This is a genomic window from Phycobacter sedimenti, assembly GCF_038148855.1.
GTDB classification, from domain to species: Bacteria; Pseudomonadota; Alphaproteobacteria; order Rhodobacterales; family Rhodobacteraceae; genus Phycobacter; species Phycobacter sedimenti.
In genome coordinates this window covers 162,836-179,629 of the sequence record NZ_JBBVGR010000008.1, presented here as the reverse complement: position 1 = coordinate 179,629, position 16,794 = coordinate 162,836, and the positions used below count along the sequence as shown (strand labels likewise).

Here is a 16,794-nt window from a genome sequence, read left to right as displayed (position 1 = left end):
GTTCGACACGTCACCCAAGGCGATAACGAACGGCAGGAGACCCGCCACCATGGCAGGCCCTGTCGCACGTTCTCTTCCATCCGGACTTTAACCGTCGGCTCTGGCCTCTCACCAGATCTGCTAGACACTTTCCTGTCTGCTCCACAGCTTGATCCGAAAACCGAGTCCCACTTTTCGGGCTGTGAACGCGTTTGTCCACGGCATCGGGGCCGATCTTCGTCTCATTGGCTGTGGGTGCGTGACCCGGAAAGCCGCTCGCGGGCTTTCGGGGTCGATGCCCCGCATACCGCCGGTGGGGAATTCCGCCCCGCCCTGAGAACGAAGCGACCTTGCCAAGGGCCGTATCAAGTTTCAAGAGGCCTTGACCAGGGCGCAAAGGCAGGCGCCCTCTTTTCTTTGTCGCGGCAGGCTGTAGGCTGCCCGAAAACCAGGGGAGAAACATCATGAAGCTCTATTTCTCGGCGGCCTCGCCATTCGTTCGCAAGGTCATGGTGGTGCTGCACGAAACCGACCAGCTCGACGATGTCGACATCATTGACGTACAGACCACGGCCCTGAGCCCCGATCAGGATCTCAAGACCAGCAACCCTCTGGCCAAGATCCCCGCCCTGTCGCGCGGCAACGGTCCGACCCTGTATGACAGCCGGGTGATCTGCGCCTATCTGGACCATCGTGCGGGCAGCAATCTTTATGGCCGTTCCTGGGATACCAAGGTGCTGGAGGCCACCGCAGACGGAATCATGGAGGCGGCCGTCCTGATGACCTACGAGCGTCGCCTGCGCCCCGAGAACATGATCTTCGAACCCTGGCTGGACGCGCAACTGGGCAAGGTGCTCGGCGCCTGCTCGGCGCTCAATGATCGCTGGATGGCGCACCTGAAAGGGCCCTTGGACATGGGACAAATCGCCGTAGGCTGCGCTCTGGCCTATCTCGATTTCCGTCATCCCACGTCAAACTGGCGCCACGGCAACGAAGCCCTGGCAGAATGGTTCGCGTCCTTCGAATCGCGCCCCTCCATGCAGGAAACAAAGCCCCCCGCGAGTTGACGTCACCACCTGGTCAGTTGACCAACCAATCGTTTCACAAGTGGTTTTTGTGACAGTCTGTCAAAAGAAACTGCCCGGGCAGGCCCGGTGCGCGTATATGACGGCTGGACGAAAGGGCTTCTCCCCGCTAGATACCCGCGATGAGGCACTGCGGATTTCTGGCAGTGCATGCGCATGTTTGCCCTAAACGGGCGCTGGAATTGGAGAAAACCTCGTGTCCCACGCAGAAGACAACGAAGGAACCCGGAGAGATTTCCTCTACTACGCCACTGCCGGCGCCGGGGCAGTCACCGCGGGTGCCGCAGTATGGCCCCTCGTCAATCAGATGAACCCATCTGCCGACGTCAAGGCGCTGTCCTCGATCCTGGTCGATATCAGTGGCGTTGAAGTGGGAACCCAGATTTCCGTGATGTTCCTCGGCAAGCCGGTATTCATCCGTCGCCGGACCCAGGCCGAAATCGACGAAGCCCGCGCGGTTGCGCTGAGCGATCTGATCGATCCCGCCTCGGAAAACCCCAACAAGCCGGGCACCGATGCATCGGACGAGAACCGCACCATGGACGACGCCGGCGAATGGCTGGTGATGATGGGTGTCTGTACCCACCTCGGCTGTGTGCCTCTGGGCGACGGTGCCGGTGAGTTCAACGGCTGGTTCTGCCCCTGCCACGGGTCGCACTACGACACTGCCGGGCGGATCCGCAAAGGTCCCGCACCGCAGAACCTGCACGTACCGGTCGCCGAGTTCGTCGACGAAACCACAATCAAGCTGGGATAAGGAGACGCAACATGTCCGGTATTCCGCACGACCATTACGAACCGAAGACTGGCGGCGAAAAGTGGCTCCACAGCCGTCTGCCGATCGTCGGTCTGATCTACGACACCATCATGATCCCCACCCCCAAGAACCTGAACTGGTGGTGGATCTGGGGCATCGTTCTGGCCTTCTGCCTTGCCCTGCAAATCATCACCGGCATCGTTCTGGTGATGCATTACACCCCCCATGTGGATCTCGCCTTTGCCTCGGTTGAGCACATCATGCGCAACGTCAATGGCGGCTACATGATCCGCTATCTGCACGCGAACGGCGCATCGCTGTTCTTCGTTGCCGTCTACATCCACATCTTCCGCGGCCTGTTCTATGGTTCCTACAAGGCCCCGCGCGAGATCACCTGGATCATCGGCATGCTGATCTACCTCTGCATGATGGGCACCGCCTTCATGGGCTACGTTCTGCCCTGGGGTCAGATGTCCTTCTGGGGTGCGACCGTGATCACCGGCCTGTTCGGCGCCATTCCCTTCATCGGGGAGCCGATCCAGACCTGGCTGCTGGGCGGACCGGCAGTGGACAACGCCACGCTGAACCGCTTCTTCTCGCTGCACTACCTGCTGCCCTTCGTGATCGCCGCGCTTGTGATCGTTCACATCTGGGCCTTCCACACCACTGGCAACAACAACCCCACCGGTGTTGAAGTGCGTCGTGGTTCGAAGGAAGAAGCCAAGAAAGACACCCTGCCCTTCTGGCCCTACTTCGTGATCAAGGACTTCCTGGGTCTGGCCATCGTGCTGGTGATCTTCTGGGCGATTGTCGGCTTCATGCCGAACTACCTGGGTCACCCCGACAACTACATCGAAGCCAACCCGCTGGCGACGCCCGCACACATCGTGCCCGAATGGTACTTCCTGCCCTTCTACGCGATCCTGCGTGCCTTTACCGCTGACGTCTGGGTGGTTCAGATCGCCTCCTTCGTGACCGGCGGCATCATCGACGCGAAGTTCTTCGGCGTGCTGGCCATGTTCGGTGCCATCGCGGTGATGGCCCTGGCGCCCTGGCTGGACACCAGCCGCGTGCGTTCGGGTCGCTACCGTCCGATGTTCAAATGGTGGTTCTACCTTCTGGTCATCGACTTCTTTGCCCTCATGTGGCTGGGGGCGATGCCGGCAGAGTACCCCTACGACATGTACTCCCTGGTCGCATCGGCCTACTGGTTCGCCTACTTCCTGGTGATCCTGCCGCTGCTGGGTGTGATCGAGAAGCCGGACGCAATGCCGGAAACCATCGAAGAGGATTTCGACGCCCACTATGGCAAGAAATCCGGTGAAGCCACTCCTGCCGAGTAAGCTAGAAGGACTGCTACCCATGTTGAAGAAACTCGCAACCGGTGCCGCCTTCGCTCTGGCGCTCACCCCTGCCGCAGGTTTTGCGGCAGGCGGAGCGGGGCACGTGGAGGACTTCCAGTTCTCTTTCGAAGGCCCCTTTGGCACCTATGACCAGAACCAGCTGCAGCGCGGCCTTCAAATCTACACCGAGGTCTGCGCGGCCTGTCACGGCCTCAAGTTTGTGCCGCTGCGCACCCTTTCCGACGAAGGCGGCCCCGGCCTGCCCGAGGATCAGGTGCGTGCCTATGCGGCCGAAAACTTTCAGGTTTTCGACGAAGAGCTGGACGATTTCCGCCCAGCGAAACCCGTCGATCACTTCCCTGAAAACACGGCAGCCAACGCCCCTGACCTCAGCCTGATGGCCAAGGCGCGTGCCGGTTTCCACGGCCCCTATGGGTCGGGCATGAACCAGCTGTTCAAGGGCATGGGCGGCGCCGAGTACATCGCCTCCCTGCTGGACGGCTACACCGGTGAGGAAAAGGAAGAGGCGGGCACCATCTTCTACGAGAACACCGCCTTCCCCGGCGGCTGGATCTCGATGGCACCGCCGCTGTCCGACGAGCAGGTCGAATTCGCGGATGGTCATGCCAATGACGTCAAAAGCATGTCGGCAGACGTCGCGGCCTTCCTGATGTGGACCGCAGAGCCCAAGATGATGGCCCGCCAGACCGCCGGTTTCGTCGGCGTGCTGATCCTGACCGTGCTGTCGGTGCTGCTGTACCTCACCAACAAGCGCCTCTGGGCACCGCACAAGGGCAAGAAGACCTCCTGATCGGTCTGCCCCTGATGCAGAAACAGGAACCCCCGCCATTGGCGGGGGTTTTCTTTTGAGAGGTGATGTCACGTTCAAGCCGCTCGGAACACCAGCACACGTCAGGCCGTCAGCTGAGCACCCCTTGCGCCGGTGATGACTGCCGTCACGATCTGCCCTTCCTCCTGAGGCGTCTCGAAGATCACCTCGGTAAACTGCTCTGTCCGGCCCATGTGAGGGTTTTCCATCAGGATGCGGTGGGTCTGCCCCACCTGCGCGGCCAGATGTTTCTGCACCTGGGCATCGCCTGCGGCGCGCAGGCGGGCGGCGCGCTCCTTGATGGTCTTGCCATCGACCTGTTTCGGGATCTTCGCCGCAGGCGTGCCCTCGCGTTTTGAGTAGGGAAAGACATGCAGCCAGGTCAGGTCGCAGTCGGTCACCAGCTTCAGCGAGTTCTCGAAATGCGCCTCACTCTCGGTCGGGAAACCGGCGATGATATCGGCGCCAAAGGTCATCTCGGGGCGCAGTTTGCGCGCCTCCTCGGCAAAGCGGATGGCATCATCGCGCAGATGACGCCGCGCCATCCGTTTGAGGATCATGTCGTCGCCATGCTGCAAGGACAGGTGCAGATGCGGCATCAGGCGTGGCTCGGTGGCGATGGCCTGCATCAGGTTCTCGTCCACCTCGATCGAATCGATGGATGAAATCCGCAGGCGCGGCAGATCCGGCACCAGCTTCAGAATCCGCATCACCAGATCGCCCAGTTTCGGCTGCGCAGGCAGGTCGGCGCCCCATGAGGTGAGATCAACGCCCGTCAGCACGACCTCGTTATAGCCCCGGTCCACAAGCCGCTTGATCTGGTCCACTACCACGCCCGCAGGCACCGAGCGGGAATTGCCCCGGCCATAGGGAATGATGCAGAAGGTGCAGCGGTGATCGCAGCCGTTCTGGACCTGCACATAGGCGCGGGAGCGAGTTCCGAACCCATCAATCAGATGGCCGGCGGTTTCGGTCACAGACATGATATCGTCGACCTGCACCTTTTCCGTCTCTCCGATGAAATCCGGCCCCTTGGCGATCTCAGCCCAGGTACCGGGCTGCATCTTCTCGGTATTGCCGATGACGCGGGTGACCTCTTCCATGGCGGCAAAGGTCTCCGGCTCGGTCTGGGCGGCGCAGCCGGTGACGATAATCGGCGCATCGGGGTTTTCCCGGCGCAGGCGGCGGATCTCCTGGCGGGCCTTGCGCACCGCCTCGGCCGTCACCGCGCAGGTGTTCACCACCACGGCGTTTTCCAGCCCTGCGGCGCGCGACAGCTCCTTCATCGCCTCGGTCTCATAGGCGTTCAGGCGGCAGCCCAGCGTGGTGAATTTTGGCGCTGTCATCCCAGCGACTCCAGAAAATCTGCGGTGAAGGTGCCGCTGAACACATGCATGGTCGGACCGGTCATCCAGACGCCATCCTCGCGCCAGTCGATCCAGAGGGTGCCGCCGTCCAGATCGATACGCACCCGGCGCCCTGTGAGGCCCCTGCGCGCCGCTGCGACGGCCGTGGCGCAGGAGGAAGAGCCAGACGCCAGCGTGACCCCCACGCCGCGCTCCCACACCCGCATGCGGATGTGATCGGGGCCTACGATATGGGCCACCTGCACGTTGGTGCGCTCAGGGTAGAGCGGGTGATGTTCATAGCGCGGGCCGAACTCCGCAAGCGGGATCAGATCGGCATCCTCGACAAAGAACGTGCAATGGGGATTGCCCATCCCAGTCGCGGTGGGGCCGCCCTCAATGGGCAGCTCCAGCGTGTCCATTTCTTCGGCCAGCGGGATTTCCTGCCAGTCCAGCTGCGGCTGCCCCATATTGACCGAGGTCAGCCCCTCGCCCGCGTCCCGCGCGTATAGATCGCCGCGATCCGTGGTCAGGTGTAGCGCGCCCTTGCCGGTTTCCCCCATCAGGTGACGGGCGATGCAACGGGTGGCATTGCCACAGGCCGCCGAGGTGGAGCCATCAGCGTTGTAAAATGTCAGATGCGCATCCCCGACACCGTTTGAAATCACGGCGAGCTGATCGAATCCCACCCCGAACTGGCGATGGGCGATTCCCTTCGCACGCGCGGGGGTGATCGCGATATCCTGCACGCGTGCGTCGACAACGACAAAGTCGTTGCCCAGCCCGTGCATCTTCATGAAGGGGAATCCGGTATGATCTGATGTGCTCATGGCGGGCATATAGACCCGGCGTGGAAATGAATCCAGCCTTGCGCGGATAAACTTGAAAAAAGGGGGTTGACCCCCCGCGCTACTCCCCCTAGATACGCCGCCTATCGGGACAGCATGGAACACCAAGCCACGCCGGACCGACGCGAAATAAGCGCTTGATCCTTCGGGATGTTTTCGCTTAGACCGCACAAAGGAAGTGGGCCGTTAGCTCAGTTGGTAGAGCAACTGACTTTTAATCAGTGGGTCGCAGGTTCGAATCCTGCACGGCTCACCACTTTTTTCTTGAATATCAAGATGTTGCGAGCCGCGTCACCTGACGCGGCTTTCGCGCCTCTAACTTCCGGAAGCAATACGGAAGCACTGTGACCAAGATTGGCCCGTGGTTTTCCCGTCACAGGCCTAACACTTGAAGTCGCAGACATGCATGTTGACGGCCAACAGCCCAAACTAAACTTTCAGTCTGCGCCTGCATCGCTTGGGTTCTCCCTTGTGCGAGGCGACAAACGCACATCCCGATACCCCCAGTAGCAACGCCTATAGGCCTTAAGAGATATAATTGTAGCCGCCGTGGTAGGTCGTGGCACTAGCAAACAGCCAACGCAGGAAGCCGGAGGGTGATATCTATCGAAGTCGGTTGGATACCTTCTTCGAGCATGGAGCCATGCTCAGGGATCGAGACGTTGACGGACTAATGGGTATCCGTCGCTATGCTCAATGACCTCGAAATCGGAAAAAAGCGCGCGAGCATCGCCGACGACCATATGATAGATTGCGGCGCTCACTCGGCGCATCTCGATATCACCGATAATCGCTCCGCGCAACTTGAGAAAATGCCGAATCGAGCGAGCGTTCGCAGTTATAGCAATCACAGTTTCCACCGCATTTGGTAGAAGGCTTCTGGCTTCAGATCGCAGACGACGTTTACGTTCTGGATTTGCTGCCTCATTCGTTTCGGTCAACTCCACAATCCTGCGGTAAGCTCCAATCGCTTTTGATGTGGCAGCTTCCCAGATTTCTTTCGCTTCACCCTCAAGCCCCTCAGGCGGCAGGACACGCGCCTCGCTTTCGTCGTGGTACTGCTGGGAAAGCTGGCTGAAAGAAAAGCCGATGCGGTGACGCACTAATTGATGAGTAAAGGCGCGGCTAACACCGTCCAGGATGAACGTCCAATTGGCGTGCTCCAAAACGCTTTCGTGACCTTTTCTCACCAAATTTTCGATATAAGAGCTGTTTGGGTGGCGCACCTTCGAGGTGTCGGCCGAAAAGGACATATAGCAAATCCGGCCACAGACTTCGACCAGATGCTCGCCGTCCGCAGCGTCCGGACTTGCAACCCATGCAAGCCCTCTGTCGTTGAGGAACCTTTGCAGCTCAGCGCTTTCGAACCTGGGGCGCGATAGCACGTAGATTTCTGGGAGTGCCATGGTCTTAAGTCTCACTGTCATTGCGGCTTGAAGTTGTCCCTACCTGAGCTGTTCCGTATCTGCACGAAGATCTTCCAATATCCTTCGAAGTTCTTCGACTTCCAGCGCAATTGTTTCAAGGCCCTGGATTGCTTCCCTGTTTTTTGCCTCGGCTTCGAGCCTGGACAATCGGTCACCAAGCTCTCCCACCGACACCTGATTGCTGGCATTGAATGTGTACAACTTGTCCATCGTTCGGGTGTCTTTGAAAAACCCGATACCAGCGGACACAATCGCCGCAACGGCCACAGCTGCGGCCGAAACCCAGTATTTTTTCATTTCTTCTCTGGCTAGAGTTCTATTGACCGCCTTTTCTGCAGCGATCTCCATGCGTTGTGTGAAATCGCCAAAATCTGGAGCAAGCGTGTTCAACAACCTGGACCTGCTTTTCCGACGACCTTCTTCTGTCTTTTTTGGTTGGTCGGCTCGCCGGTCCGCATAGCCGTGTTTCGCACCTTCACCTTCAAGACGGAAAAGCAATAGGGTGACGATGATGTCGCTGCGATCAAGATAGATTGTCTCGCGACCGAGATTAATGACAGTGAAGGTGAGCTTGCCTTCGTAGCCAGGGTCGATGTGTCCAGGATTCGTCATAAGGAGAGCCTTCCGCGCGAGGTGCGCGGGAGGGAAACCGAATGCAGAAATCTGATTGGACAATTTGAGCGTTTGTTGCGTTTCAACAATGGCGCTGTGGCCCGGGAGCAAGCGCAGCCCCATAAGCGGTTGCGGCCAACGTTCAAGGTTGTCGAGGCCATGCATGTCTTTCGGTGGATCAAAAATTTGACCGACCGTCAGATCTAGAGAGCTCGGTTGAATTCGACAGTCTGCACTGCGCAAATCAACCCCGTCAACGTCAAGTTCCGAGACTTCCAGCAGCCCATCCTTGATCGCCTTTCGAATCTCCGTATCGCCGAGGATTTTGCCAGCCACTGAGGTTCTCCGTCAAACTAGATCCCATTCGATACAGGTTCCGACATATGACAAGTGCGTTCAACTAAGAAGTACTACTGCCCTCCTTGGTAAGACCTTGGAATGTCAAAACATCGGTGATTGGCACAAGCCGCTCCGGAGATCCGCTCCGGGCCGGGCGTGTCTTCAACCCTGACGACGCTCCCGACTTTGCAAAGGTCTCTATCTGCTCCCAGTCGACCTAGGCGCCCGGATACGTGCAACTCGGCCACCGGTCAGCCGAATTTGTAGCCCAAACACGACATTGGTTCAGCACGTGCATCAGATGGCCCGGCTAAAAGGTCGGGCGGAGAGCTGGCTTTCGCTGCGAACGCGACTCGGACGGTAGGCCTCGGCAGGAGCGGACAATTTATGATGGCCTTTGGGGATTATGTTTCAGAGGCAGGCTAAAGACGGTTTCGCGACAGGTCCGCTCAGCCGAACTTCGACCAGACTTTTTCTAAAGATATTGAGGGGGTTTCTCCTGCGTTATCTCAAAGCGGGAAACGCGGCTCGGTTCATCCGAGCCGCGTACTGGATTGGGCACTTCAATTTTTGCGCCGGTGTTTTGTTGGGTCCACCAGACGATACTTCTGACCCTTCTGCTCTGGCGGCGGAAGAGGTTCATTGCGTGTGACCGTGCGTTCAACTCCGGTTCCACCCCCACGCGGGCCGGTGATTTCATACTGTCCAGAACGTGGCGCTTTTTGACCTGGCTTGAGAAGCTTGTCAGACATGAGACGCCTCCTGTGCTGCAGGAGGGACATTTGCAAAGCGCTTTCCGGTCGCGATTTCGCTGATGCGCCCCTGATTGAGATCAAAGTCGGCAGCGATCCGATGCTGAAAATCGCCCTTCGCAAGGCGAGCCTTGATGATCGACACCTGCTCAGGCGTCAGAGTTTTGATAGTAGCCATCCGGCGTACTCCTTGGCGCTTGTTAAAACATTTGCCCTGGAGTCCCGAACCGTCTATCCCTTGCTTACCACCACAAGAGCGCTTCGGTCTCCGGAGCCACGACGAAGAGGGTGCGCCTGTATCCTTTCGACGTGTTGTGAAAGCGGGGACGCCTTGCCGGGCGCCCCCGCTAAACTCAGCAGATTGAATCCTCCATCAGCAATGGACGAACCTGTTTCGCGCCAACGAACTGCGAAAGCAGCCTGTAGTTCTGCTTCTCGTGGCGTATGCGGCCTGCGACGATGGCAGGATGAACCTTTGCTTGCCGCGAAAGGGAAATAACGTTCTGCACACTGGGGTTAGAACGCACTGGATGGCCGTCCCACAGCTCGGAGGGAATGAGTGCTTCTTGCGCCCACTTGTCAGCTTCCTGTTCGCGGATATCATCTCGTTCATGGTTCCGCTCACGAAGTTGCAGATCGTCAATGAAGACCTCCCCGTCTCCATTGTTGAAGTGCCGCCCCAAGTGGGCCAGTTCATGAAGTAAGCAGAACCAGAAATTATCCAGACGATCATACCGGATCGTCATGCCCACAACTGGAACACTATCCACTGTCCAAAGCGCTGCGCCATCCAAATAAGTCTTTGGCAGGTGAGAGGCGACAACAAGCGCGATGCCATGCTTGGCAAGTCTTTCCTTGGCGAGCTTTGGCCCCTCGTCAAATTCACTCAAGCGGGCCAAATCACGGAGAAAATCGAGGTCGATAGTTCCTTGTTCATAGACACCTTCCAGCCCCGCTTGCCGTGCTTTGCAAAGAATGTGCAGGCACCAAGCTTGCAACGCATGAACATCCGTTTTGGCGTTGGCTCGTGAACCTCCGCCTTGGCGGAACAAAGCCTGTGGCAGCGCTTGCTGCCCCCCAACGCACGCGACCATCTTCTGCACGATTTCTTCGGTGCGATCCTTGATGTCTGCTGTTTTCTTGATCCAACCTAGTTTGGCCATTTGCATCACAGGAAAACGCTCAAAATCAATCCCCGCCGGAGCGGTCGGCAGAGCACCACCATCTCGTATCAGCACATCGGCCGGAATGCCCAAATGTTCATTCAAAGCCCGGATCATCTTGAGAGTCAGGCTTCGTTTTCCACTCAGAACTTCCGATGCCTTTGCGCGACTTCCAAAGATTGGGGCCAGGTCGCTCTGATTCATGTTGAGTTGCTGCATGCGAAACTTGATTGCTTCGATTGGATCTGGCGCGTCCATTGGAAAGTGACGATCTTCGTAGACCTCGATCAGTGTCGCCAGCACATCAAGCTCATCATCTTCTGCTTTGGAGCGGTCAAGGTCCATCAGCGCTTCAACACGGGCAAGTGCAGCGGTGTAATCCTGCTCGGAATGAATTGGCCGAATATGATGCTCATTCATAGTCATACTTCCTCCGCGTCGATTTGATCATATTCCTCGTGAGTTCCGAGGAACCGAACAAAGCCAATACCCTTCTCGTAGTCGAACCTGACAATCAGTCGATATTTGTTGCCACAAATATTGAAGACCACTCGTCCGCCCTTCAAAATGCTTGCGTTGCGATACTGCGCTTTGACCTCAGCTGGTGTTTTCCAGTTCGTGCGATGCGCTTCTGCCCACCATACATCCAGCTGCGACTTCGAGTCCGGGAAGCGTTTGGAAAAGGCAATCAACTTCGGTCGAGCAATGATTCTCATCGTTTATCTAGTCCAGCGTTCCCGTACGGTCAAGATGTATGTCGCTCCCTAATAGGGATCATCTATCAGATTCGTGCCTTTGCGGCAAGTTCGGCAGCGAAAGGAGTTTCTTGGTCCACTTTTGAAGCCGATGTCTAAAATGCGCCGAATACAACCTAGGGGCAAGGCTGAGCACCATTACTTGTAAAAATTTGGCTGGATCGTTTTCTTTGATCGTTTTCTTTGATTGTTGATCCTATCCCCGGATCACGACGGAGTTATTCACCTGCCCGGGTAGGTCGAAGGGACCGCAGTTTCCAAATTACGGTTCCTCATCGCACTACCTGAACCACCTCCCAGTCAGTGTATTGGTGAATGGCAGCTATGCCATGCGCCGCAGTGCAGCATCATGACAATAGGGCGGACGGCAGGTTTGGGTCGGTCGGGCCTAAAATCGTGCCCGATCACACCCGACTTTGCAAATGTCGCTATCTGCGCATTGCTGACAATAGTGCCTTGAACAGCGAACGCCTGCTTATCAGTCCGATGCTCCCTACGTAACGTATACGTAGGGAGATTCTGATCTCCGGGTCGTTCCTACGTATAGGTAACGTTATGTAGGCGGTTCATCTAACCTGCGAACAAACACATATCGGTCCTTTGCGTCCTGCAACTGCTTGGCAGTGCGCTCAGGGTTATCGTTTGCTGCCTCAGTCATCCGTTCCGCAAAACTGCTGAATGCCGTTGGCAGTTCCGAATGCCCCCAACCCTCAAGCGCCGCCATCGTGATACATGTGCCCGTCACCTGTTTCAGAAGGCTCGCGATATGCTCTTCGCGCTGTACTTCCTTCATAGGGTTGGGGTCTGCACCGCTGCGCATTTCAACCAGATCGTCATTCATCTCAGCACACACCACATCCCATAAGGGGTGGTTGGGCCAACGGGCGCGGTTGCTGTCGGTTGGGTCGGGTTCGGCATAACGTACAAGCTCACCGGACGAGCGGCATAGATCGCCGAACTGGTTGAAGAATTGATCCCACGTGCGAATGCCCCAGCGATCTTTCAACAGCGCTTTGCCCGCTCGGAATTCAACCCGCCAAACTTGGTTCTTTGCTGCGCGTTCTTTTTCGGGGGAAAGCGGGCCTGGGACGTACCCACTACGTAACGTATAGGGGGCGTTCGTATTGCCCACCCCACTACGTAACGTATGGTTCCAGATATCCCACCAGTGGCTCTTGCCGTGGGCAATCACCTCAGACCGCTTGTTGTAGATTATCACTTGCCGGTTTGCGATGCTGCCTGACGTGACGGATGACACCCAGCCAGACTTTCCATGCACGGCTACATCCTCATGGGTAATATTATCTCGCCGCCGTGCTGCGCTGTGCGCAATCAGGTTATTGGGGTCCAACGTTAGGCCATTCGCCAACACATCGACGCAGAAGTCAGCGCGAGAGATGCTGACATCCTCTGGTCCAAATCGAACCCCGAACGTGTCCAAAACCCGTTCACAGTGCGCCTTGGCGGCTCCTAGCCCATAGACTGAGAGGAAGAACGAGCCGAACGACAGGCGGATGCCCCACTTGTCCCTGACATTGGGTTTCTTGATCGACCAGCTTGCTCCCTCGGGGCCACCATCCAGAAGATATCGATAGCCTTTTCCACCATAGGGCTTGAGCAAAAACTGAGCGCCTCCATAGGTGATCAGAACGTCTTTCTGCTCCTCCTCGGCAATCGCTTTCTGCGCTTCCAGGTATTCAAAAAGCTCAGGACCAATATTCGCCTGAATAGAGAGGGCCAGTGTATCAAAACCTCTGTGCAACACGGTGTAGTCTTCCGGGGTTTCTGTATTTCCAGAGGGGGGTGCTACTATCACCCCCCTCTTGGGCGCGCGCCCATCCGAATGTCGGGTCTCGCCGCGCGTTCGGGAGCCTCCGGCGGGGTAGCTTTTGTTTTGGGGCCGGACATGCTGTCCGGCTTTCGCATTATTTGCCTCCATTGATCTGTCTCCCAATCCAGATTTCTGCCCGTTCCAGGCATTTGGCAGCATTCAAAAGATCTGAATGCGCAAGGCTGTTGGTGTTTTGCCATTGCCCATCTGCGTTCTTGTATGAGCGTGCCAAGTCGATGGAGTAAAACCCATCGTTGGCCCAGATGGTTGCAGTGATCAGGCCAAGCCTGAGTTTGTGAGCGGGTTGGTTGTTCATAGGACAATCTCCTTTGGTGTGTCTGGCAGCGGATACAGAAAGGGCGTGAGGTGCGTTTACCCCACGCCCTTGGAAGAGCCGTCCGGCCCCAAAATCCCCACAACCGCTACCAACCGTTGCGGGGCAAAACTCGGTGTTTAGGAAGGTGCGGCGCTGGTGTTGGCGACGCGTTTGTCCGCGATCCACTGTTGCAGATCGCGCCGGGTGTAACGCACTGACCGGCCAGAGACCTTGATGAATAACGGGCCACCACCCCGCACACGCCAGTTCTGCAAGGCGCGCACGGAATAGCAGAGATAGCTAGCGGCCTCTTTCTCGTCGATCAGGCGGTCGTAGTAGTCGGGGTCACGTTGTGTTTGCATATCTGCCTCGCTGCATGTCGTTGCGTCGTAGGCTTTATGCGGCGTAAACAAATCGCCCGGTAACACCACATAGGATTTTTCTCGAACCCTATGTGGTGTGTGAAGGTCATTTAGCTTGCAGGACTCGATGAATGCGCTTTCCAAGAGCGATGGGGGTTGTCACCAGATCGGGTGCGCATTCTTCGAGAAACACTTTCGTCATGAGGAAAAATTTTCCGTTGAATTCGTCTTCGACGGTCGCATCACGATAGCAGTGTGACATAGCCGAATTCCCAGTCTCAATCTCGTAGAGCGCTGCCAAATCAATAATAATCTGATCTAGCGACGGGTTCGTGCTTCCCTTTGGGGCGCCCTTGGTCGCGTCGAGGAAATCTAGCTCAAGCTTACAGGCCTGACGAATTCTTTCACATGCTAGCCTCGCCACATGCGGTGTGTCGTCGTCCGGCGGCAAGCTCTGCTCGAGGTCAAAGACATCGAAGCCTTCCCACCTATCCTGATGCGTCAATTCGTTTAGCTGAGCGCTGATCCTGCCAACAATTTCCGGGTGTAGATTTTCTAGAGCCATCAAGAACCCTGAGGCCTTGTCATGAAGTCGAGAGATTTGCACACGCCGTTCGTTGCGGGTTACCGCAGGAGTACTCGCAAAGTAACGCTCGTATCGGACCAGGAAATGCACCAACTTGTCTTTGAATTGGCTGGTGTCACACTGCGCTTCGATAAGCTGGTGGAGGTTTTGGACAAACGCATCAGAAACCCTTGCGGCGATCTCTTCTCGCAAAGTCATTTTGGGTCGGCTTCTTTCATCGTTCAAACCACCTCGTGCCTATTGGCCAGCTGAGACCTATGGCGTCTGAGTTAACTAATAGAAGAGCAGGTCGAACAACAACAAGTTACCCAGCAACCCTAAGAGGCGTCCTTGGCTTGTCCTGACGTACTGCCCGCGCCAACCTTGCCGCGATCGATCCCGCCGCACGCTGTACAGCATCATCCGCTAGGTGCGCGTAGCGCAAGGTCGTCGTTAGGTTCTTGTGCCCCATGATTTCTTTGAGCGTGAACGGATCGATTCCGTCTTTCATCGCGACCGACGCATAGGTGTGCCGCAGATCGTGGATACGAACATCATCCAAACCGGCTTTTGACCGGATGCGTCGCCAAGGCTTCTGCAAGTTGACCAAAGGTGCGCCATCCACTTCGCCCAGAATAACGTAAGGGTTTCCGGCCTCGCGGGGCAGCTCCATGAGAATGTCGTAAGCCTCCCTAGGGAGCGGGATACGCCGCCGCCCTGTCTTGCTGTCGGGCAACTCCAAATGGTGGCTTATCACATAGTCCCAGCGGAGCGTCAGAATCTCGCTGAGGCGGCATCCGGTGAAAATCAGCAGGAGGATGGCTGACACCGCATAGACGGACTCTGAGCCCTCTTCCAGCGCCTCTGCGAGTACTTTGCCAAGCCGCATCTGTTCGGCATCTGAGAGATAGCGTTTCTTTTCCTCTTCCCGAAACTTCTTGATGCGCCGTGCCGGGTTCGATCCGGCCTGACGCAAGCCCCAATCTTCGGCCAGATTGAAAAGTTTGGACAACATACTCGCCGCACGGTTGGCCTGGTAGGGCGTGTCGCGCAACGCATGGTGAAACGCTACCACGTCCGCTCGCGTGACCTCTGCAATCGGTAGCGGCCCGAGACGAGGCCGAATGAACCGGCGAATAATGCTGTGGTAATCTCGTGCGGTTGTCGGCTTGCAATGCTGCTCGACATATTCTTCGAGGAACCTGTCACAGAGACCGGCAACAGTTGGGGCGCGTCGCTTAGCCTGTTTCTCGGCGGAAGGGTCCGACCCGCGCGCCACATCGCCCAAAAGCTGCTTCGCTCGGATGCGAGCCTCCTCGGCAGTCAGCACGCCATGTTGTCCTATGGTAATTCGTCTTGTGCGCCGTCCAGCGCGATACTGAACCAAGTACGTCTTTTTGCCCGATGGATAGACACGAATGCCAAATCCGCGCATGTCCCGATCCCAAGCGAGGTAGTCCTTTTCTTCGGCAGCCAATCCCTCAACACTGCGCTTGGTTAGTTTGAACATATCCAGACCTCTCCTTACTTACGGCCTGCTTCCGGAAGCTATACGGAAGCAAATGGCGGCGAATTCTGGCGTTAGTCATGGCGGCACGGCGGAACACCAGTCAACACAAATCATTGTTTTTACTTTGCTTTTGGAAGTGTGGCGAATTCTGGCGAAATGCAGAGAAATGGCTCTAGCCGTTCTTTTAATCAGTGGGTCGCAGGTTCGAATCCTGCACGGCTCACCACTTTCCCAAAAGCCGGGTATAAAGCAGGCGGTTGCCGTTAAGGCGCGGTTGAATATTTGGCTGATGGCCAGGCCCTCATGTGGTCACTTGGCAGGCACTGCCTCAGATCCGTGCGGAACCAACAGGCTACAAACTAAACCCATGCGCAATATTGACGCGGGTCAATGTGATGGCCGCGGAATCAGGTTAGACTGACTGCTATAGGTTGGTCAGGCGCCCGCCAGAGCATGTCTCTGGCGCCGGATCTGGCTCTTGTTGTCTTTGAACCAAACATAGAGGTGCACCCATGGCCAATACCCGCCAAACAAAGAAGAAATCCACCGCTTCCACAGGTCCTGTGCAAGCGCTTTCATCGCTCAGCCCGCTGGTCGGCCCGCAAGTGCACCAGTTCTGGGATATGCAGGAACGCCTCCTGAACGAGGTTGAGACCTTCAGCAAGCATTGGTTCGAGCGGCGCCACACGGCGGCACGCACCGCGCTGCAGACAACGGCTGCGATGTTCGAAACCGGCACCACCGATCCTGCGGCAGCCGCAAAGGCCCTGCACGACTGGCAGATGCAGTCGGCCGAACGGATCACCGAAGACGTGCAGGAATGGATTGATCTTTGCACCCGCAGCGCCGAGCTCGTCACCTCGGCCGAGGTTGCGGCGAACAAGGAAACCATGGAAGCTGTCTCTGACACGGTAAAGGATGCGGGCCACCGCCATGCCACTCCGGTTTGAACCGGACCATAGCTGACGGTTCAGC

General features: G+C 57.2%; 18 protein-coding genes, 1 tRNA gene and 1 riboswitch. Of the genes, 6 read left to right on the top strand and 13 right to left on the bottom strand.

From position 1 onward, the window contains the following. Positions 1-64: 64 nt before the first annotated feature. Positions 65-324: riboswitch (FMN riboswitch) on the bottom strand. Positions 325-443: 119 nt separating this feature from the next. From AADA15_RS15400 to AADA15_RS15385, 4 genes are all read left to right on the top strand, one after another. Beyond that, the gene (locus AADA15_RS15400; RefSeq protein WP_341642443.1) at positions 444-1,046 is read left to right on the top strand and encodes a glutathione S-transferase; all 603 of its coding nucleotides are present in this window, start codon (positions 444-446) and stop codon (positions 1,044-1,046) included. A 214-nt stretch (positions 1,047-1,260) separates the two neighbouring features. Further along, the gene (petA, locus tag AADA15_RS15395; protein ID WP_341642442.1) at positions 1,261-1,821 is read left to right on the top strand and encodes a ubiquinol-cytochrome c reductase iron-sulfur subunit; all 561 of its coding nucleotides are present in this window, start codon (positions 1,261-1,263) and stop codon (positions 1,819-1,821) included. Positions 1,822-1,832: 11 nt separating this feature from the next. Further along, positions 1,833-3,164, top strand: coding sequence for a cytochrome b (petB, locus tag AADA15_RS15390; RefSeq protein WP_341642441.1), 1,332 nt, complete (start codon positions 1,833-1,835; stop codon positions 3,162-3,164). A gap of 19 nt (positions 3,165-3,183) precedes the next feature. After that, positions 3,184-3,975: a cytochrome c1 gene (locus tag AADA15_RS15385; protein WP_341642440.1), complete on the top strand. Its 792-nt coding sequence runs from the start codon at positions 3,184-3,186 to the stop codon at positions 3,973-3,975. A 101-nt stretch (positions 3,976-4,076) separates the two neighbouring features. Here AADA15_RS15385 and mtaB read toward each other — a convergent pair whose 3' ends face one another. Both mtaB and dapF read right to left on the bottom strand, forming a co-directional pair. Further along, the gene (gene mtaB / locus AADA15_RS15380; protein ID WP_341642439.1) at positions 4,077-5,339 is read right to left on the bottom strand and encodes a tRNA (N(6)-L-threonylcarbamoyladenosine(37)-C(2))-methylthiotransferase MtaB; all 1,263 of its coding nucleotides are present in this window, start codon (positions 5,337-5,339) and stop codon (positions 4,077-4,079) included. Continuing rightward, positions 5,336-6,178, bottom strand: coding sequence for a diaminopimelate epimerase (gene dapF, locus AADA15_RS15375; RefSeq protein ID WP_341642438.1), 843 nt, complete (start codon positions 6,176-6,178; stop codon positions 5,336-5,338). The genes mtaB and dapF overlap by 4 nt, the downstream gene beginning before the upstream one ends. 189 nt (positions 6,179-6,367) lie before the next feature. On the opposite strand from dapF, the gene AADA15_RS15370 reads away from it, so the two are divergent. After that, a tRNA-Lys gene (locus AADA15_RS15370) sits at positions 6,368-6,443 on the top strand. 391 nt (positions 6,444-6,834) lie between these two features. Here the strand turns inward: AADA15_RS15370 and thyX are convergent. From thyX to AADA15_RS15315, 11 genes are all read right to left on the bottom strand, one after another. Beyond that, complete coding sequence (gene thyX / locus AADA15_RS15365) at positions 6,835-7,593, bottom strand: FAD-dependent thymidylate synthase (RefSeq protein ID WP_341642437.1); 759 nt, start codon at positions 7,591-7,593, stop codon at positions 6,835-6,837. Between the two features lie 39 nt (positions 7,594-7,632). Beyond that, positions 7,633-8,562, bottom strand: a complete 930-nt coding sequence (locus tag AADA15_RS15360; RefSeq protein WP_341642436.1) for a dCTP deaminase — start codon at positions 8,560-8,562, stop codon at positions 7,633-7,635. A gap of 566 nt (positions 8,563-9,128) precedes the next feature. After that, positions 9,129-9,317, bottom strand: coding sequence for a hypothetical protein (locus AADA15_RS15355; RefSeq protein WP_078523518.1), 189 nt, complete (start codon positions 9,315-9,317; stop codon positions 9,129-9,131). Further along, positions 9,310-9,495: a hypothetical protein gene (locus AADA15_RS15350; RefSeq protein ID WP_341642435.1), complete on the bottom strand. Its 186-nt coding sequence runs from the start codon at positions 9,493-9,495 to the stop codon at positions 9,310-9,312. The genes AADA15_RS15355 and AADA15_RS15350 overlap by 8 nt, the downstream gene beginning before the upstream one ends. A gap of 175 nt (positions 9,496-9,670) precedes the next feature. After that, a complete protein-coding gene (locus tag AADA15_RS15345; RefSeq protein WP_341642434.1) occupies positions 9,671-10,900 on the bottom strand; it encodes a hypothetical protein in 1,230 nt (409 codons plus the stop codon). Between the two features lie 2 nt (positions 10,901-10,902). After that, on the bottom strand, positions 10,903-11,196 hold the full coding sequence (locus AADA15_RS15340) for a type II toxin-antitoxin system HigB family toxin (RefSeq protein WP_341642433.1): 294 nt from the start codon (positions 11,194-11,196) through the stop codon (positions 10,903-10,905). A gap of 592 nt (positions 11,197-11,788) precedes the next feature. Continuing rightward, positions 11,789-13,051 (bottom strand): hypothetical protein, encoded by a 1,263-nt coding sequence (locus AADA15_RS15335; protein WP_341642432.1) that lies wholly within the window; start codon positions 13,049-13,051, stop codon positions 11,789-11,791. A gap of 109 nt (positions 13,052-13,160) precedes the next feature. Next, entirely contained in the window at positions 13,161-13,382 is a 222-nt protein-coding gene (locus tag AADA15_RS15330) for a hypothetical protein (RefSeq protein WP_341642431.1), read from the bottom strand. Positions 13,383-13,519: 137 nt separating this feature from the next. Continuing rightward, on the bottom strand, positions 13,520-13,744 hold the full coding sequence (locus tag AADA15_RS15325; protein ID WP_341642430.1) for a helix-turn-helix transcriptional regulator: 225 nt from the start codon (positions 13,742-13,744) through the stop codon (positions 13,520-13,522). A 106-nt stretch (positions 13,745-13,850) separates the two neighbouring features. Continuing rightward, the gene (locus AADA15_RS15320; RefSeq protein WP_341642429.1) at positions 13,851-14,528 is read right to left on the bottom strand and encodes a hypothetical protein; all 678 of its coding nucleotides are present in this window, start codon (positions 14,526-14,528) and stop codon (positions 13,851-13,853) included. A gap of 106 nt (positions 14,529-14,634) precedes the next feature. Further along, a complete protein-coding gene (locus tag AADA15_RS15315; RefSeq protein WP_341642428.1) occupies positions 14,635-15,819 on the bottom strand; it encodes a site-specific integrase in 1,185 nt (394 codons plus the stop codon). A gap of 512 nt (positions 15,820-16,331) precedes the next feature. Between AADA15_RS15315 and AADA15_RS15310 the strand changes: the two genes are divergently transcribed. Further along, positions 16,332-16,769, top strand: a complete 438-nt coding sequence (locus AADA15_RS15310) for a hypothetical protein (protein WP_341642427.1) — start codon at positions 16,332-16,334, stop codon at positions 16,767-16,769. The last annotated feature ends 25 nt before the right edge of the window (positions 16,770-16,794 follow it).